This is a genomic window from Sphingomonas antarctica (assembly GCF_965137005.1).
In the GTDB taxonomy this organism is placed as follows: Bacteria; Pseudomonadota; Alphaproteobacteria; order Sphingomonadales; family Sphingomonadaceae; genus Sphingomonas_O; species Sphingomonas_O antarctica.
Map to the genome: position 1 here is coordinate 62,927 of NZ_CBCRXM010000005.1, position 17,729 is coordinate 80,655.

The window sequence follows — 17,729 nt, forward strand, 5'->3', positions numbered from 1 at the left end:
GCACGCAGTCGGGTCAGAACGTCTTCTCGTACACCAGGTAGATTTTGTTGACCTTGCTATCGAGCGTCTCGGCGATGGCGTTCATGCCCTGATTGTCGTCGAGCACCCAGCCGATCTCGCCACGCGTCGCGCCGTAACGCGCGATCGCGTCGCGGCGGATATACTCGATCATCATGAAGGCGAGTTGCCCCGCCATGCGCGATGCCTGCAATTCCTTGACCACGCCCATTAACGGCACGCGCATTGTCCGCACCTTTGGACGCCGCAACCACAGCAGCAATTTGGCCCAGCCGAACGGCAGCAAATTGCCCTTTAACGGCGCGATGGCTTCGTTGAGATCGGGCAGGGTGATCATGAACGCGACAGGCCGACCATCCAGTTCAGCGACGCGGATCAAGTCATTATAAACGATCGGCTTCAGCTTAACGCCAATATCGTCGATCTCGGGCTGGGTCAGGGGCACGAAGCCCCAATTGTCGGCCCAGGCGTCGTTGAGGATCGCGAGGATGATCGCGGCCTCTTCCTGAAATTTGGTCTTGTCGACCTCGCGGATGCGAATGCTGGGGTTGGCCTCGCCCGATTTGATGATCCGCTGGACGATCTTGGGAAACGGCACGCGGATGTCGAGGTCGTAGGTGTAGAGCGTCTTGACGACGGTATAGCCCGCACGTTCGATCCAGCCCTGATATTCGGGCTTGGCGTGACCCATCATCACCGTCGGCGGATGATCGAACCCCTGCACCAGCAGCCCGGGTTCTTCCCAGATCGATTGCGAGATCGGCCCCAGCGCACGTGTCGTGCCTTCTCCCCGCAGCCAGTCCTCGGCTTTGGCGAGCAGCGCAGTAAAGACGCCCTCGTCCTCAGCCTCCATCAGGCCCCATTGCCCGGCGCCGGGGCCAAAACCCTGTGCGGCGGGCATGGTCAGCGCCAGCGTGTCGATATGCGCCGAAATCCGCCCGACGACGCGGCCATCGCGTTCGGCGAGGAATAACTGCGCCTTGGCATGGCTGTACCAGCCGTTCTTTTCGGGGGTGATCAGGCCGAGCGCTTCACCTTTCAGCGGCGGGACCCAGTTCGGATCGTTTGCGTAAAGGCGGAACGGCAGGTCGACGAAAGCCTTGCGGTCGGCCTTGGTCTGGACGGGGCGAAGCGTGAGGGCGGCGGGCATGGGCGCTGCGTTAGCGTCGCCCAGCCCGCCGCGAAAGGGTCAGCCGAGTTCGAACGTGACGGCGACGGTCACGCCGACCGATTGCTCGCCGGGCAGGACTTCGGTCTTGGCAGCCGCATCGGCCGACATCGCGCGCATCATCACCGGATAGGGCCGGGATTGTTCATCCGCGCTTTCGCTGATCGCCACGATGCGGCGGACGGTCAGGCCAGCGGCGCGCGCGTAAAGCGCGGCGCGCGACCGGGCCGCGGCCATTGCCGACAGACGCGCTTCGTCGAGCGCGGCTTCAGGCTTGTCGATGCTCAATGCCGGGCCGTTGATCTGGTTCGCACCCTGCGCGACCAACGCGTCGAGGATCGCGCCCGATGCGGAGATGTCGCGAAAACGGACCGAAACGCTGTTCGATGCTTGATACCCGGTGATCACCGGCGGCTGGTTGTCGGCATAGCGATATTGCGGCGACAGCGAGATCTGCGCGGTCGACAGATCACGTTCGGCAACGCCCGCCTTGCGCAGGGCGGCGACGACCCGCGTCATCCGCGCGGAATTGTCCGACAGAGCGGTGCGCGCGTCCACGGCTTGCGTCACGACGCCGGCGGAAATCGTCGCAATGTCGGGCACGCGCTTGACCTCGCCGCGCGCGGAAATTTCGAGTCGCGTGCCGGCGATTGGGGCGGTCGCCACCGACTGGGCCTGCGCGCCGGCAGGAATCAGCATCAACAGGGCGGCGGCGGGCAGAAACGAACGCATTTGGGCATCTCCATCAATTCGACGCGGCCATTTGCCGACCCGCGCTGCATCACGGCTTAACACGGATTTAGCCTGTCGTTCATCTGGTGGCGGTACAGCTTTCAAAGTAACTCATGACGCGGTAAGCGATTTGCGCTTGGCAGGGGTGAGTTAGTCCGCTAATACACTTGCAGGATAAGCGGCGATCAGGGCGATGGATAAATCGATGAATTACGAATCCGGTGTGATCCGTGACGATGATGCAATGCTCGATTACGAAGCTGGTGAGCGTCGCTCGAAGCGCCGCCGCTGGATCATCATCGGTGCCGTCGTGCTGGTTTTGCTCATCGCGGCAGTCATGATCTTCGGTCGTTCGAAGCCCGCCGCCACGGCCGACGCCGGCAAGAAGCAGGCGCCTTCGGTCACTGTGGTCGTGCCTGGCCGCCAGACCGTCGACAGCGTCGTCTCCGCCACCGGCAACCTCGCCGCGCGCCGCGAAATGCCCGTGGGTGTTCCGGGTGAAGGCGGCATGGTCAGCGCGGTCCTGGTCGAGCCTGGTCAATGGGTCGGCGCAGGCCAGGTTCTCGCGACGATCGACCGCCGCGTGCAGGTTCAGGCAGCGGCGTCGCTTCAGTCGCAGATCGCGGTTGCGCAGGCCGATGCGCGGCTGGCGCAAGCCAACCTCGATCGCTCGCAGGCGCTGGTCAAAAACGGCTTCATTTCCAAGGCGCAGATCGATCAACTGACCGCGACGCGCGATTCGGCCAATGCACGCGCCCGCGTCGCGTCGGCCAATTATCAGCAGTCCTTGGCGAGCAATTCGCGCCTCGACATTCGTGCGCCCGCCGCCGGACTGGTGCTGGAACGCCGGGTCGAGCCGGGCCAGATCGTCAGTTCGGGCTCGGGCATGTTGTTCCGCATGGCCAAGGGCGGCGAAATGGAAATGCTCGCGCGTCTCGGCGAAGCCGATCTCGCGCGGATGCATGCCGGGCTGCGCGCTACTGTGACGCCGATCGGTTCGACGCAGAGCGTCGTTGGGCAAGTGTGGCAAGTCTCGCCGGTGATCGACCCGGCGTCGCGTCAGGGCATCGTCCGCGTCGCCGTACCCTATTCGGCGCTGATCCGTCCGGGCGGTTTTGCCGAGGCAAAGATCGTCGGCGGTGTCGCGGATGTGCCGCTGCTCCCGCAATCGGCGGTGCAGTCGGACGACAAGGGCAATTACGTCTACATCATCGACGGCAACAACAAGGTCGTCCGTCGCGATGTGAAGGTCGGCGATGTCGGCGATAACGGCGTGACGATCATGTCCGGCCTGACCGGCCAGGAACGCGTCGTGCTCAGCGCCGGTGCCTTCCTCAACCCCGGCGAAACCGTGGTCCCGCAACGCACCAAGCTGTAAGTCTGCTTAGGTAGCGTTCGGCGCGGTGGCGCGTTAGAGCGGACGGTATGTCGTTCCGTAACATCTCCGCCTGGGCGATCCGCAATCCGGTTGCGCCGATCGTGCTGTTCATCGCCTTGACGCTGGCGGGGATCGTCAGCTTCATGCGGTTGCAGGTCAACGATCAGCCCGACGTCGAATTCCCCGCCGCGTTCGTCATCATCAGCCAGCCGGGCGCCGCGCCGAGCGAGCTCGAGACGCAGGTCGCGCAAAAGGTCGAGGCGGCGGTGCGCGGCATTTCCGGTGTCGACGAAATCAATTCGACGGTTAGCGAGGGATCGTCGCGAACCTTCGTGCAATTCGCCATCGGAACGCCGATCGACCGCGTCGTCAACGACGTGCGCGACGCCGTGTCGAATATCCGCAGCGACCTGCCCGAGGGCATCCTTGAGCCGCAGGTCCAGCGCATCGATGTCGCGAGCAATGGGCCGCTGGCCTATTTCGCCGCGCAATCGACCGACATGACGCTGGAGGACCTCAGCTGGTATGTCGACAACAATGTTTCCAAGCGGCTGCTGTCGATCGAGGGCATGTCGCAAGTGTCGCGCACCGGGGGGGTCGATCGTGAAATCCGCGTGGTGCTCGATCCTGCGAAGCTGCAGGCACAGGGCATCACCGCCAGCGCGGTCAATCAGCAGCTACGCCTGATCAACACCAACGCCGCGGGTGGGCGCGCAGAGATTGCCGGTTCCGAACAGTCGGTCCGCGTTCTCGGCAATGCCCGCAACGCCTTCGATCTGGGTCAGACCAATATCGCCGTCGGCGGCGGCCGTACGGTCAAGCTCGCCGATCTGGCGCAGATCAGCGACGCCTTTGCCGAACAGCGCGCCCTGGCGAAAATGGACGGGCGTCAGGTCCTCAGCTTCTCCTTCGCCAAGGCCAAGGGATCGTCCGATGTCACCGTCTATGACAATGCGATCAAGGAACTGAAAAAGCTCGAAAAGGACAATCCCAAAGTCCATTTCACGCAGCTGTTCACCACCGTCGATTATACCAAGGATCAGTATAAATCGGCGATGGAAGCGATGGTCGAGGGCGCGGTTCTCGCGGTCATCGTCGTATTCCTGTTCCTGCGCGATTGGCGCGCGACGCTGATTTCGGCGATCGCCATTCCGCTGTCGGCGATCCCCAGCTTCTGGTTCATCAGCCTGCTTGGCTTCGATCTCAACGGCTTGGTGTTGCTTGCATTGAGCCTCGTCGCTGGTGTCCTCGTCGATGACGCGATCGTCGAGATCGAGAATATCGTCAGGCATATGCGCATGGGCAAGACCGCTTTTCAGGCGTCGATCGACGCGGCGGACGAAATCGGCCTGGCGGTGTTGGCGACGACCATGTCGATCGTCGCGGTGTTCCTGCCGGTCGGCCTGATGCCGGGCATTTCCGGGCAGTTTTTCAAGAATTTCGGCCTGACCGTCGTCGTCTCGGTGCTAATGAGCCTCGCCGTCGCGCGCCTCATCACCCCGCTCATCGCCGCTTATTTTCTCAAGTCGCACGGCACCGCAGCGCATGGCGAAAGCTGGCTGATGGACAAATATATGGCGATCCTCGGCTGGAGTTTGGATGAGCGCAAGATGCGTACGGCGCGGGCGCGCGGCAGCGGGCGGTTTATGTCGCGTATTCGCGACCACCGCATCTGGATCGTCGGACTCGGTGCGCTGTCCTTCGCGCTGACGATCGTTTTGTTCATGGGTGTGCCGCTGACGTTCCAGCCGGCGACCAACACCGATTATTCGACCGTGCGCATCGAAATGCCGCCCGGCACCACGCTAAGCCAGACCGAGGCTGTGGCGGACAGGACGCGTGAAATGCTGGGCAAAGCGCCCGAGGTCGAAAAGGCCTACAGTAATATCCAGGTCGGCAGCGCCAACATCTATCTGACGCTCAAAAAGGACCGGCCAATGACTTCGGTCGAATTCGAGCGGAGCTGGGCGGCGCGCCTGAACGACATTGCCGATGCGCGCGTGACGTTCCAGAGCCAGAATAATGGCGGCCCCGGGTCATCGGGACGCGACATCACGATCACGCTGGGTGGTGACGACCCGGTCAAACTGCTCGCCACCGCGAACGCCATCGTCGATCAGATGCACGGGCTGCCCGAATTGCGCGCGCCGCGGACCAGCGCCGATCTGGTGCGCCCCGAAGTCACGATCAAACCCAAGATGGACCTGGCCGCGGACCTCGGCGTGACGACGCAGGCGCTCAGCCAGACGATCCGCATCGCGACCCTGGGCGACATCGATCAGAACAGCGCCAAATTCTCGTTGAGCGATCGCCAGATCCCGATCCGCGTCCAGTTGAGCGAGGAATCGCGCCGCAGTTTGGCGACGATCCAGAATTTGCCGGTGCCGACCGCGACCGGCGGCTCGGTGCCATTGAAGGTCGTCGCCGACGTGTCGTTCGGCTCCGGTCCGGTTTCGATTCAGCGCACCAATCAGGTCCGTCGCCTGTCGATCGGCGTCGATCTCGCGCCCGGCCTGGTGGACGGCGACGTCCTGCCCAAGATCAACAATCTGCCCGCAATGAAGAACCTGCCGCAGGGGATTACCAAGCTCAACCTCGGCGCCGCCAAATGGCAGGCGGAATTGCTGGTCAACTTCGTGGTGGCGGTGATTGCAGGCGTGTTCCTGGTCTTTGCGGTGCTGGTACTGCTGTACAAGCGCGTCCTGCCGCCATTCGTGAACATGGGCTCGCTGCTGCTCGCGCCATTGGGCGGGGCAATGGCGCTGCGGCTGACCGGTACCGCCTTGTCGATGCCGGTGTTCATCGGCTTGCTGATGCTGCTGGGCATCGTGGCCAAGAATTCGATCCTGCTCGTCGATTTCGCGCTCGAGGAATTGAACAAGGGCATCGACCTGCACACCGCGATCATGGATGCCGGGCACAAGCGCGCGCAGCCGATCGTCATGACCACCGTCGCGATGGTCGCGGGCATGGTTCCCGTCGCTTTTTCGCTGTCGGGCGACGGCAGCTGGCGCGCGCCGATGGGCATCGTCGTGATCGGCGGGCTGATCGTCTCGACGATCCTCACGCTGCTGATCGTCCCCGCGACGTTCAGCCTGGCGGTCGGCATCGAGACGTGGCTCGGCCCACGCCTGTCGCGCTGGCTGACCAATGGCGGCGAGGGTGCCGCCAAGCCGGTGGCCGCGCCTGCCGAATAGACCGCCACGCCTGACCCAATCCGGCGCGGCGGGCATGAAGCTCGTCGCCACCGGCCTGTTGGTGCTCATGGCCGCGACCTATTTCGTCGCCCGCCAGTTCGAATCTGCGTATATCTCCGCCGGGTTCGTCCGCGCCTTTGCCGAGGCGGCGATGGTCGGCGGCCTCGCGGACTGGTTCGCGGTGACCGCCTTGTTTCGCCACCCGCTCGGCCTGCCGATCCCGCACACCGCGATCATCCCGCGCAACAAGGATCGCATCGGCGATACGCTGGCGGTGTTCCTCAAGGATAATTTTCTGACCCCCGCCGTCGTCGCGCGGCGCATGGCGCGGCTCGACGTCGCGGGCGCGGCGGCACGTTTTCTGGCCACCCAAGGGTCCGCCGACGGCCGCCTCAAAAAAGGCGCGTCACGCATGATCGCCGATCTGCTCGGCGCGCTCGATCCGCAGGAAATGGGCGGGATGGTCAAGGCGGCGATCGACAAACGCCTGCGCGAGCTCGACATTTCGCCCCTGCTCGGTCGCGCACTGGCGGCGGCGATCACCGACGGGCGACACCTGCCGCTGCTCGACGGGATCATCAAATGGGCGGGCAAGACGCTCGACGGCAATGAAGAGGTCTTGCGCGCCATGGTTCACGACCGCGCGGGGTCGATCCTGCGCTGGACCGGGCTGGACGAAACGCTGAGTGACAAGATCGTCGACGGACTCAAGAAAATGCTCGCCGAGATGGCCGAACAACCCGACCACCCCTTGCGCGCCAAGGCCGAGGAAGGTCTCGCGCACCTCGCCATCGGGCTGCAAGACGATCCGGCGATGCAGGCGCGGGTGAACAACATCCGCGACGAATTGCTCGACAATCCGGCGATGCGCGACTGGATCGAGGGGCTGTGGGAATCGGCGCGCGCCGGACTGCTCAAGGCGGCGCGCGACCCCGATGCGATCCTCGCGGGGAAGCTCGGCGATACGCTGCGCCAGCTGGCGACGACGCTCGAAGGCGACAACGCGCTCAAGGTCGCGATAAACCGCTTTGCCCGGCGCACTGCCGTGGGCGCGACGGCGAGCTATGGCGACGGCATCGTGCGGCTGGTCAGCGATACGGTGCGCGGCTGGGATGCCGACACGATTACCGGGCGGCTGGAGAATGCCGTGGGGCGCGACCTGCAATATATTCGCGTCAATGGAACACTGGTCGGTGGGTTGGTGGGGGTGATCCTGCATGCGGTGGATGTGTGGCTTTGACTCTTCCCACCCTGGCGCTTTGCGTCTGTCCCTCCCTAAAGGGAGTGACGTCTGGGTTAGCACAATACTAGACGTCACTCCCGCTTGCGGAAGGGACAGGCGCGAAGCGCCAGGGTGGGCAGAGTCTCTGCACCTTGCGTAAAGTGCCCACCTGAAGCACCATCCACCACAGGATGAGGACATATCTCGTAATCGCCGACGACACGCCGGAAGCGGGTGTCGCGTTGCGCTTTGCCGCCCGGCGCGCGGCGAAGACGGGCGGCGCGGTCAAGATCCTCGCACTCGCCGCACCGGCCGAATTTCTCGCATTCGGCGGCGTCCAGGCCACCATCGAGGATGAGGCGCGACGCCATGCCGAAGCGCTCGTGAGAAGCGCTGCGGGCGCGATCGTCGAGGAGTCGGGCGTGCGTCCGTCGATCGAAATCCGCTCGGGCGATCCGGTTGCGGCGATCTGTGCGGCGCTTTCCGACGATCCCGAAATCGACGCCTTGGTGCTCGGCGCGGCGGCGACGGGCGCGGCGGGTCCGCTGGTCGCGCATTTCGCGGGCGCCGACGCCGGGCGCATGTCGTGCCCGATCATGATTGTGCCCGGCAATCTCGACGCCGAGGCGCTCGATCGGCTGAGCTGACGATTTCACTATGAAAATAGGAGATGCGGTGATCTTGTCGGCCGCATGATCCAATCCGCAGAGCCCGCCGCCAAAATCCGCTCCCTGAACGCACGCCGTTTTGGACTAAAGTTTGACGAAAGTTTGGCACTGATTTGCTTATTTTGCGCCATTCCCGCGGCGGCTCAAGCCACGCCCGATCCGGCTAAATTGCGCGCCACGGTCGATCACCTCGTCTCCTTTGGCACGCGTCATACGATGTCGTCTGCGACCGATCCCAAACGGGGCATCGGCGCGGCGCGAAGCTGGGTGGCGGCGGAGTTCAAGAAACGCGGCCTGACCGTCGAGCGGCCAGCGCGCATCTTTACCGGCTCGCGCGCGCCCAATGGGGTGATGATCGAGGATGTCCTCGGCATCCTCCCCGGCGAACGCAGCGACGAAGTGCTGATCGTCGCCGGCCATATCGACAGCCGCGTGACCGACGTCATGGACGCCACCAGCGATGCGCCGGGCGCCAATGACGACGGCTCGGGCGTCGCACTGGTGATGGAAGCCGCGCGGCTGATGGCCAAGGAACACCACCGCGCGACCATCGTCTTCGCCGCGCTGTCGGGCGAGGAACAGGGCCTGTGGGGCGGCACGCTTCTCGCCGAAACGGCGAAGGCGCGCGGCTGGAAAATCGCGGCGATGCTCAACAACGACATCGTCGGGAACAGTGTGGGGACGGACGGGCGCATCGTCGCCGACCGCGTCCGCGTGTTCAGCGAGGGCATCGGCGCGCCACAGGATTTGGCGAGTCTGAAGATGACGCGGCAGATCGGCGGCGAGGACGACAGCCCCAGCCGTGCGCTGGCGAAGCGCGTCGCAACGCTTGCTTTTCCCTGGAACGCCAGCTGCCGTTATTATGGAGGTTGCGGCATACACGCTTTGCTCGTCCGCCGACCGGACAGGTTCGGTCGCGGCGGCGATCACACGCCAATGCTTGAAGCCGGCTTCCCCGCCGTCCGCTTCACTTCGGGCGTCGAGAATTACGATGCGCAGCATCAAAATCTGCGCACTGAAAGCGGGCGGGTATATGGCGATACGGCGGGGCGAATGGACTTTTTCTATCTGGCCAATGTGACGGCATTGAACGTTGCAACCCTGCGCGGGCTCGCCAATGCGCCACGTGCTCCCGACAAGGTGAGCCTTGATGGCGCGCTGTCTGCAGAAACCAAGGTGCAATGGACTGCCGTCGACGGCGCGACGGGCTATCGCCTGCGCTGGCGTCGTGCCGATCAGCAGAACTGAATTGATGTCGTCGATCGGCAGGGCTTGACCGGCCAGCGCGATCTTCCTGCTGCCGTTACCTCGGCAACACTGCCCCTCGTCGTCGATGACAATTTCATCGGCGTGTCGGCGCTGGGGAAGGGCGGGGCGGAAAGCTTGGTGACGTTCGGTGGATTGAAATGACCGTCGTCCCGACGAAGGCCGGGACCGCTGCGCGCGGTAGTGCTCCAACGCCAGCGGCCCCGGCCTTCGCCGGAGCGACGCGCTACAGGCGAGATTCCAGCAGCCGGGCGATCGCTTCACAGCCCGTGCGGTCCTCTTCGTCGAACCGCGCCACTATCGGCGAGTCGATGTCGAGCACCCCGATCAGACGCCCGTCCGCCACCAACGGCACGACGATCTCGCTCGCCGACGCCGCATCACAGGCGATGTGCCCCGGAAACGCATGGACGTCCGCCACCAGCTGCGTCTCGCGCGTCGCCGCGGCGGTGCCGCACACACCCTTGCCCAGTTCGATGCGGATGCACGCCGCCTTGCCCTGAAACGGCCCGAGGACGAGCTCGTCCTCAAGCAGGCGGTAGAACCCCGCCCAGTTCACCTTGGGTAACCAGTCGAACAGCAACGCCGCCGCATTGGCCATGTTGGCGACGGGGTCAGGCTCCCCCGCTGTCACCGCATCGATCGCCGACAGCAGGTCGCGGTACAATCCTGCCTTGTCGCTGCCTGCGGGTTTGAAGTCGAAACTCATTCCATACTCACCTTGCCACGCCCGCGCTTCACATCGGCGCGCACGGACTTGCCGTCCAGGCGCTTGGCCTTGGCGGACTTGCTCGGTTTGGTCTTGACCCGCCGCACCGGGCGGATGTGGGCCTTCGCCACCATCTCGCCCAACCGCGCGCGCGCTTCCTCGCGATTGGCCTCACGCGAACGATATTCGCGCGCGGTGATTACGATCTCGCCGTCATTGGTCCAGCGGCTCCCCGCCAGCGTCCGCAGCCGCGCATAGACATCGGGGTGGAGGCGCAGCGCGAAGACATCGAGGCGCATCTGCACTGCGGTCGCGACCTTGTTGACGTTCTGCCCGCCCGGCCCGGTCCCGGCGAGGAAGCGTTCCTCCAGCGCGTCTTCGGGCAGCGGCGGCGTCTCAGCCGATGGCATCGCGCGCCCAGTCGGGGAAGTGCGGCGGCAGGGGTGAGGACACGTCGATCGCGTCCTTGCCCTCGCGCGGCACGATCAACCGCGCCGCGTGGAGCAGCATGTGCTTGCCGCCGGGCCGCCCGTAGACCGGATCACCCGCGACGGGTGCGCCGAGGCCGCTCGCGGCGTGGACGCGGAGTTGATGCGTCCGCCCGGTGCGCGGCTCGAACTTGATCAGCGAGAGGCCGTTATGCGTGGTGAGCAATGTCCAGTCGGTCACGGCCGCTTTGCCCGCCCGCGCGGGAATCATGCGCCAGCCATCGGCCTTGCTGCTGATCTTGCTCAGCGCCAGTTCGATGGTGCCGCTGTCGCCTTCGGTCACGCCGTCGAGCACCGCGAGGTAAGTCTTGGAAATCTCGCCAGCCTCAAACGCCTGCTGGTACCGCTTATGCGACCGGTCGCTGCGTGCGAGCAACAGGCAACCGCTGGTGTCGCGGTCGAGGCGGTGAACCGTCGATGGCCGTCGCTTGAAACTGAAGCGCAGGGATTCGAGATGCGCGTCTACGCTAAGGCTGCCGTCCTTGGGTTGATCAACCGGCAGGCCCGCGGGCTTGTCGATCACCAGGGCTTCGGCGTCGATGAACAGGATGCGGTCGGCGAGGAGCATGCTCCCCGCCTAGCGCACCCCGGCTTAATCGAACAGCGGATCAACCGAACAGCTTGTTCGCAACCTCGGCGATGCGCTTGCCCTGATAGCGCGCGCCGTCCAGGTCGATCTGGCTCGGCTGGCGTTGGCCCTGACCGCCCGCGACCGTGGTAGAGCCATAAGGCGAACCGCCGACGACTTCATCGAGGCTCATCTGCGATTGATGCCCGTAATCGAGCCCGACGATGGTCAGCCCGAAGTGCAGCAAATTGGTGATGATCGAGAACAGGGTCACTTCCTGCCCGCCATGCTGCGTCGCGGTCGAGGTGAACGCACCGCCGACCTTGCCGTTGAGCGCGCCACGCATCCACAATCCGCCACCGGTGTCGAGGAACGACGCCATCGGTCCCGAAATCCGCCCGAAGCGCGTGCCCGTGCCGATGACGATCGCGTCATAGTCGGCGAGTTCGTCAATCGTTGCCTGCGGATCGTCCGCGCGGGCTACGGCGACGCCGTCCATGTCCGGAATACGCTTCACATCCGCCGTCGCGCCCGCCGAACGCGCGCCCTCGGCAATTGCGTCGGCCATCTGCGCGACGTGACCGTAAGTGGAATAATAAAGCACCAATACTTTTGCCATGTTCGCCTCCTTATTCGGCGTCGACGAGAACGATTTCGCTCTCTTCGACCGCCTTGATGGTGTGATTGCCCGCGTCGAGTGCGACGCCGTCACGCGCATTGATCGCAATGCCGTCGACCTCGATCGCGCCAGTGGCGGGGACGAGATAAGCGTGACGCCCTTCGCCGACGACATGTTCGACCGATTGTCCGGCCTCCAGCGTCGCCGCCAGCACGCGGGCGTCGGCCTGGATGGTCAGCGCGCCTTCGTCTCCCAAGCCACTCGCCAGCACTTCCAGCTGGCCGCTGCGCGACGATTTGGGGAACTGCTTGGCGCCCCAGCCTGGCTTGGCATTCTTGTTTCGCGCCTCGATCCAGATCTGGAACAGGGTCGTCGGTTCGCTTTCGAGATTATATTCCGAATGCGTAACGCCGGTGCCCGCGCTCATCACCTGCACGTCGCCGGCGCCCGTGCGGCCGACATTGCCCATCGAATCCTTGTGCGTAATCGCGCCGCTGCGGACATAGGTGATGATCTCCATGTCCTTGTGCGGGTGTGGCGGAAAGCCGGTGTTCGGGGCGATGGTGTCATCGTTCCACACGCGGATCGCGCCCCAGCCCATACGCTTGGGGTCGTGATAGCTCGAAAATGAGAAATGGTGGCGGGCATCGAGCCAGCCGTGATCGGCGTGGCCCAACGTCTCGAATTGGCGGATGTCCATGATCGGTCTCCTTGTCTGTAGTGGACATAAGACCGCCAGTGGTGCACATAAATAGCAACGTTGGAAAAGGATCGTTTCCAAAAATGTCGCTTCCGAATTTCGAGGGCTGGGCGGTTTTTGCGAGCGTCGCGGATGCCGGATCGTTCAGCGGAGCGGCGATCGAGCTTGGCCTGTCCAAGGCGACGGTATCCAAGGCGATCACGCGGCTGGAGGGCGGCCTCGGCGTCAGCCTGTTCCACCGCACGTCGCGACGCTTGGCGCTGACCGGCAGCGGCGCAGGCCTGATCGAACAGGCGCGCGCCATCCTCGCCAGCGGGCGGCAGGCCGAGGAGTGCGGGCGTGAGGGCGCGCTGGCCCCGACCGGCACTGTGCGGCTGGCGGCGCCGATGAGTTTCGGCATCGCGCATCTCGGCGAGCCGCTGGCACGGTTTCTCGCCGCTTATCCGCAAGTCACGGTCGATCTGTGCCTGTCCGATGCGCGGGTCGATCTTGTCGCCGACGGCTTTGATGCCGCGCTGCGCATCGGCCAACTGACGGATTCATCGCTGATCGCGCGCAAGCTGTGCGACGTCGAGTTGCTGATCGTGGCCGGCACTTCGTGGATCGCCGCGCACGGCGAACCGCGTAATCCGGGCGATCTCGATCCGCGACAGGCCTTTTTCTTACGACAATGGCCGCGATCAACCGGTTGTGCGGCTGACCGGGCCGGGGGGAGAGGCGGCGCTGCGTCTCGACGGACGGCTCCGCGCCAACAATGCCGATGTTATGCTGGCCAGTCTTGCCGCAGGGATCGGCGTCGCGCTGGTTCCGGATTTCATCGCCAAACCCGGTTTGGACGATGGGCGGTTCGTGCGCATTCTGACCGAATGGCGCGCGCCGCCCGCAGCCCTGTATCTGGTCACTCCACCCGGTCGCCTGCGTCCGCGGCGCGTCACGGCGTTGCTCGATTTCCTCACTGAAAATTTAACAGTGCGAACCGTTTAGGACCATGTTAACCTTTATTGGCGCAAAGGTTATCTGGTTAACGGGGCTTCATAGCCAGGGCCGAGCGCCAACGAACAAGGGGTTGCACATGCGCGTTTTGCTGATCGAGGATGAGCCGACCACGGCCAAGGCCATTGAGTTGATGCTCTCCAATGAAGGTTTCAACTGTTACACCACCGATCTGGGCGAAGAGGGTTTGGACCTCGGCAAGCTGTATGATTACGACATCATCCTGCTCGACCTGAACCTGCCCGACATGACCGGGTTCGACGTGCTCAAGAAGCTGCGTGTCGCTCGCGTGACCACACCAGTGATGGTGCTGTCGGGTATCGGCGAGATGGATTCGAAGGTGCGCAGCTTCGGCTTCGGTGCCGACGACTACGTTACCAAGCCGTTCCACCGCGACGAACTCGTCGCCCGCATCCACGCCGTGGTGCGCCGATCGAAGGGCCATTCGCAATCGGTCATCCGCACCGGCAAGCTGGCGGTCAATCTCGATGCCAAGACCGTCGAAGTCGATGGCAGCCGCGTCCACCTGACCGGCAAGGAATATGCGATGCTGGAGCTGCTGTCGCTCCGCAAGGGTACGACCCTGACCAAGGAAATGTTCCTCAACCACCTTTATGGCGGGATGGACGAGCCGGAACTCAAGATCATCGACGTGTTCATCTGCAAGCTGCGCAAGAAATTGTCGCTGGCCTGTGCGGGCGACAATTATATCGAGACCGTGTGGGGCCGCGGTTATGTCCTGCGCGATCCCGAAGAGGTAGCTCAGCCGATCCTCGCGGTGGCCTGAAAGCATGAGCGGCACTCCGATAGTAAAGCTATCGGCGAGACCGCGAATGCCGGCCGGCCTAAGTGAAGCTGAGGACCGACGGCGCGGCTTTGCCGCGACTGGCTGACTTGGGCTTGCCTGATGGCGCGTCAGCGCCGACACGTTGGGCATGTTCGATCGACGACAAGTGATTGCAGGCGGCGGCGCGGTGGCGCTCGCCGCCTGTTCGCGTTCGGGTTCACCGGTGACAGGCCGGATCGTCGCGGCGGGACCCCCCGCGGCGATTTTGATCTGGACCGTGGCGCGCGACAAACTCGCGGGTTGGCCGCGCAAGCCATCGCCTAAGGTGTTGGCAATGTTGGGTGCAGGGGCCGACCTGCCCGAGATTGGCGCGGTGTCGCAATCGGGCGGCCGCGCCGCGAACCTCGAGGCGATCGCGGCCCTCAAACCCGAACTGATCGTGGACTACGGTGATGTCACGCCGCAATTCCGGGAAATCGCCGAACGCACGGAGGCAAAACTGGGTGTGCCGTATCGTCTGGTCGACGGGCAGCTGGAGGCGAGTGCAAGCGCGTTCGCGCACGTTGCAAAGCTGATCGGCGCGCCTCGCGGGATCGAGCTGGCCAATGCCGTGCGTCCGCTACTCCGCCAGTGGCGCGCGCTCCCCGGAGGACCGAGCTTTTATTATGCGCGCGGGATCGACGGGCTGGAGACGGGGTTTGCCGGATCGCTCGCTACGGGTGTGCTCGAAGGCGCGCATTGGACCAATGTCGCGACGGGGGGCGAAAGCCTCAAGCGCGTGTCGCGCGAAGCCGTGGCGGCGTGGGACCCCGAAGTCATCGTCACGCTCGACCGCAAGTTCGCCGAAAGTGCGGCCAGCGACCCGTTTTGGCGGCAGCGCCGCGGCGGGGCCAAGCGGCGCTTGCTGCTGCTCCCCGATCTGCCGTTCGGATGGATCGACCGGCCGCCCTCGGTCAATCGCCTGGTCGGTTGCGCCTGGCTGGTCGGCGGCGATGCGCGTGCCGATGCGACCGCGCATGCGCTATACGGCGCGCAGGCCAGGCTCGGCATGGCCAAGGCGCAATGGATCCCGTGAGGCCGGGCCGAGTGGTGATCGCCGCGGCGCTGCTTGCGCTGGCGATTGCCGCGTGGCGGCTGACACATGGGCCGCTGGCGGTGCCGCTTGCCGATCTGTTCGATTCCTCGAACCGGGCCGCGCGCCTCGCGCTCGATCTCCGTGCCCCACGCTTACTGACCGCACTGGCTGCGGGGGCAGCATTGGCGGGTGCCGGAGCGGCCCTGCAAACGATGTTCCGCAATCCGTTGGTTGCGCCCGACCTGCTGGGCGTCAGTTCGGGTGCAGCGGTCGGTGCGGCGGGAGCATTATTACTCGGGCTGAGCGCCATAGCGGCGCAGGTTACGGCGTTTGGCGGCGGCATCGCCGCGGCGGCGCTCGCGCTTGCTTGTGCGCGGCTGGCGCGGGGCAGTGAGCCGCGCCTCGCGCTCGTTTTGTGCGGTATCGTCACCGGCGCGTTGATGAGCGCGGCGCTCGCCGCGATGTTGTTCCTCGCCGACCCGTATAGCCAATTGCCCGCGATAACCTTTTGGCTGCTCGGCTCGTTCGGCCGCGCAACGTTGTCCGAGGCTGTCACCGCCACCTCGCTCGCCAGCGCGGGGCTGACCGTCCTGCTCTGGCTGGGCTTTCGCCTCGATGTGCTGTCGCTGGGCGACGATCAGGCGCACTCACTCGGCGTAACGCCGCGCCCGTTGCGCTTTGCCGCAATCGGAGCTGCGACGCTGGCGACATCGGCGATGGTCGCGGTGGCCGGGATCGTCGGCTGGATCGGTTTGATCGCGCCGCACCTCGCACGACTGATCGTCGGCGAACGCATCGGCGCGCTGCTCCCCGCCGCGATCGCGATCGGGGCGTTGTTCGGCGTTTTGCTCGATACCGCCGCGACCAGTTTTGGCCCGGTCGAACTCCCCGTCGGTCTGCTCGCCGCCGGATTGGGCGCGCCGGCTTTTCTCGCGCTGTTCGTCGCGCGTGGCGGCAGCCGGTGATCGTCGAGGCGCGCGAACTGATCGTCGGACGCGGCACTTTCCGCGCCGAGCCGTTCGATTTCGCGCTGCAGCCCGGCACCCTGACCGCGCTGATCGGTCCCAATGGTGCCGGCAAATCGACGTTATTGCAGACCCTTGCCGGATTGTTGCCGCCCGTTGCGGGAACGCTCCGCACCGATGGCGAAGTCGCCTACCTTCCGCCGCCGGGCAGCTTCGTGCTGCCCTTCGCCGCCGATTATGTCGTGGTCATGGGCCGCGCCGCGCGACGCGGGCTCAGCCCGATCTTCTCTGCCGAGGATTGGGCGCTGGCGCACCGGGCATTGGCGCAGGTCGGCGCCGCCGATCTGGCGAAGCGGCCCTTCGATCGGTTGTCCAGCGGGCAACAGGGGCGCGTCATGCTCGCGCGGACGATCGCGCAGGATGCGGCGTTATGTCTTCTCGATGAGCCTACCGCCCTGCTGGATCCGCAAGGTGTCGCGGAAGTTGCGATCACCTTGCGTCACCTTACTGAAAGCGGCCGTGCACTGGTCGTCGCCACGCACGATCTCGATCTCGCGCGCCATGCCGATCAGGTCATTGCCATCGGATCGACGATCGATTGTGGCTCGCCGCCGATGATGCTCGCGGGCGAACGCCTGTCGCGGCTTTATGAAACGCCGATGATCGACTGCCAGACCTGCGGCCATGTTGCGACGGTCGCGACTTCGGCGTCGCCCCCGGCCAACGCTTCGACCTGACCGATCAGGCTGTCGCGGACGACGAGGATCGTCGTGCCGTGTCCGCGAGCGAGTACGGTATCGAGCGCGGGGCGCAGCCCCTCGCCGCGGAGTTCGAGGGGGCCGACCTCATCGACGACGATGATCGGCGAATCGCTTTTCGCGGCGGCGGTCAGGCGGCCATTGGCCCAGTCGAACGCAGCGGTGCGAAAGCGGTACGGGCCGATCGTGACGACCGGTTCATCGTCGGTCTCGTGCATTTGAAATCGCTCGAACTCCCCGCTTTTGAGGTCTTCGAGAATGCGGCGATAGTGGAGGTCGGGCGCGAGGATGCCCGCTACGCCGGGGCGGCGGACCGTGCTGGATAACACTCCGGTCTTGCCGCTGTGCGTCGGTCCGGAAAGCAGGATAACGCGTCGCATATCGTTACGCTCCTGACCCGATCTTGCCGCGCGAGCGA

17 protein-coding genes and 2 pseudogenes are annotated in these 17,729 nt (G+C 64.9%); 11 read left to right on the forward strand and 8 right to left on the reverse strand.

Going from position 1 to position 17,729, the window contains the following annotated elements; translation table 11 throughout:
- Nucleotides 1-13: 13 nt before the first annotated feature.
- Nucleotides 14-1,168: an N-acetyltransferase gene (locus ACM9ME_RS07215; RefSeq protein ID WP_415642777.1), complete on the reverse strand. Its 1,155-nt coding sequence runs from the start codon at nucleotides 1,166-1,168 to the stop codon at nucleotides 14-16.
- A gap of 39 nt (nucleotides 1,169-1,207) precedes the next feature.
- The gene (locus ACM9ME_RS07220; RefSeq protein ID WP_415642778.1) at nucleotides 1,208-1,918 is read right to left on the reverse strand and encodes an SIMPL domain-containing protein; all 711 of its coding nucleotides are present in this window, start codon (nucleotides 1,916-1,918) and stop codon (nucleotides 1,208-1,210) included.
- Between the two features lie 205 nt (nucleotides 1,919-2,123).
- Between ACM9ME_RS07220 and ACM9ME_RS07225 the strand changes: the two genes are divergently transcribed.
- From ACM9ME_RS07225 to ACM9ME_RS07245, 5 genes and pseudogenes are all read left to right on the forward strand, one after another.
- Nucleotides 2,124-3,296: an efflux RND transporter periplasmic adaptor subunit gene (locus ACM9ME_RS07225; RefSeq protein ID WP_415642779.1), complete on the forward strand. Its 1,173-nt coding sequence runs from the start codon at nucleotides 2,124-2,126 to the stop codon at nucleotides 3,294-3,296.
- Nucleotides 3,297-3,343: 47 nt separating this feature from the next.
- Entirely contained in the window at nucleotides 3,344-6,493 is a 3,150-nt protein-coding gene (locus tag ACM9ME_RS07230; protein ID WP_415642780.1) for an efflux RND transporter permease subunit, read from the forward strand.
- 34 nt (nucleotides 6,494-6,527) lie between these two features.
- Nucleotides 6,528-7,733: a DUF445 domain-containing protein gene (locus tag ACM9ME_RS07235; protein ID WP_415642781.1), complete on the forward strand. Its 1,206-nt coding sequence runs from the start codon at nucleotides 6,528-6,530 to the stop codon at nucleotides 7,731-7,733.
- 173 nt (nucleotides 7,734-7,906) lie between these two features.
- A complete protein-coding gene (locus ACM9ME_RS07240; RefSeq protein WP_415642782.1) occupies nucleotides 7,907-8,362 on the forward strand; it encodes a universal stress protein in 456 nt (151 codons plus the stop codon).
- Nucleotides 8,363-8,485: 123 nt separating this feature from the next.
- Nucleotides 8,486-9,793 (forward strand): annotated as a pseudogene (locus ACM9ME_RS07245) (M20/M25/M40 family metallo-hydrolase).
- 82 nt (nucleotides 9,794-9,875) lie between these two features.
- On the opposite strand, the gene ACM9ME_RS07250 reads toward ACM9ME_RS07245, so the two are convergent.
- From ACM9ME_RS07250 to ACM9ME_RS07270, 5 genes are read right to left on the reverse strand one after another with little or no spacing between them, the layout of a single operon-like run.
- Nucleotides 9,876-10,358 (reverse strand): GAF domain-containing protein, encoded by a 483-nt coding sequence (locus ACM9ME_RS07250; protein ID WP_415642783.1) that lies wholly within the window; start codon nucleotides 10,356-10,358, stop codon nucleotides 9,876-9,878.
- The gene (gene arfB / locus ACM9ME_RS07255; RefSeq protein ID WP_415642784.1) at nucleotides 10,355-10,768 is read right to left on the reverse strand and encodes an alternative ribosome rescue aminoacyl-tRNA hydrolase ArfB; all 414 of its coding nucleotides are present in this window, start codon (nucleotides 10,766-10,768) and stop codon (nucleotides 10,355-10,357) included. Before arfB ends, ACM9ME_RS07250 begins: the two co-directional genes overlap by 4 nt.
- Nucleotides 10,755-11,414, reverse strand: coding sequence for an RluA family pseudouridine synthase (locus ACM9ME_RS07260; RefSeq protein WP_415642785.1), 660 nt, complete (start codon nucleotides 11,412-11,414; stop codon nucleotides 10,755-10,757). The genes arfB and ACM9ME_RS07260 overlap by 14 nt, the downstream gene beginning before the upstream one ends.
- A 40-nt stretch (nucleotides 11,415-11,454) precedes the next feature.
- Nucleotides 11,455-12,033 carry an NAD(P)H:quinone oxidoreductase gene (gene wrbA / locus ACM9ME_RS07265; RefSeq protein WP_415642786.1) on the reverse strand — a complete coding sequence of 193 codons (579 nt, stop codon included), beginning with the start codon at nucleotides 12,031-12,033 and terminating at the stop codon, nucleotides 11,455-11,457.
- 10 nt (nucleotides 12,034-12,043) lie between these two features.
- The gene (locus tag ACM9ME_RS07270; protein ID WP_462933485.1) at nucleotides 12,044-12,733 is read right to left on the reverse strand and encodes a pirin family protein; all 690 of its coding nucleotides are present in this window, start codon (nucleotides 12,731-12,733) and stop codon (nucleotides 12,044-12,046) included.
- Between the two features lie 83 nt (nucleotides 12,734-12,816).
- Between ACM9ME_RS07270 and ACM9ME_RS07275 the strand changes: the two are divergent.
- The 6 genes and pseudogenes from ACM9ME_RS07275 to ACM9ME_RS07300 form a co-directional block, all read left to right on the forward strand.
- Nucleotides 12,817-13,374 (forward strand): annotated as a pseudogene (locus ACM9ME_RS07275) (LysR family transcriptional regulator); the annotation flags it as partial.
- Nucleotides 13,375-13,498: 124 nt separating this feature from the next.
- A complete protein-coding gene (locus ACM9ME_RS07280) occupies nucleotides 13,499-13,717 on the forward strand; it encodes a LysR substrate-binding domain-containing protein (RefSeq protein ID WP_415642787.1) in 219 nt (72 codons plus the stop codon).
- An 88-nt stretch (nucleotides 13,718-13,805) separates the two neighbouring features.
- Complete coding sequence (ctrA, locus tag ACM9ME_RS07285; protein ID WP_415642788.1) at nucleotides 13,806-14,513, forward strand: response regulator transcription factor CtrA; 708 nt, start codon at nucleotides 13,806-13,808, stop codon at nucleotides 14,511-14,513.
- Between the two features lie 148 nt (nucleotides 14,514-14,661).
- Complete coding sequence (locus tag ACM9ME_RS07290) at nucleotides 14,662-15,588, forward strand: TroA family protein (RefSeq protein WP_415642789.1); 927 nt, start codon at nucleotides 14,662-14,664, stop codon at nucleotides 15,586-15,588.
- Nucleotides 15,585-16,553: a FecCD family ABC transporter permease gene (locus tag ACM9ME_RS07295; RefSeq protein WP_415642790.1), complete on the forward strand. Its 969-nt coding sequence runs from the start codon at nucleotides 15,585-15,587 to the stop codon at nucleotides 16,551-16,553. Before ACM9ME_RS07290 ends, ACM9ME_RS07295 begins: the two co-directional genes overlap by 4 nt.
- Nucleotides 16,550-17,290, forward strand: a complete 741-nt coding sequence (locus tag ACM9ME_RS07300) for a metal ABC transporter ATP-binding protein (protein ID WP_415642791.1) — start codon at nucleotides 16,550-16,552, stop codon at nucleotides 17,288-17,290. The genes ACM9ME_RS07295 and ACM9ME_RS07300 overlap by 4 nt, the downstream gene beginning before the upstream one ends.
- On the opposite strand, the gene ACM9ME_RS07305 is transcribed toward ACM9ME_RS07300, so the two are convergent.
- Nucleotides 17,200-17,691: a nucleoside-triphosphatase gene (locus ACM9ME_RS07305; RefSeq protein ID WP_415642792.1), complete on the reverse strand. Its 492-nt coding sequence runs from the start codon at nucleotides 17,689-17,691 to the stop codon at nucleotides 17,200-17,202. The genes ACM9ME_RS07300 and ACM9ME_RS07305 overlap by 91 nt on opposite strands.
- Nucleotides 17,692-17,729: the final 38 nt, after the last annotated feature.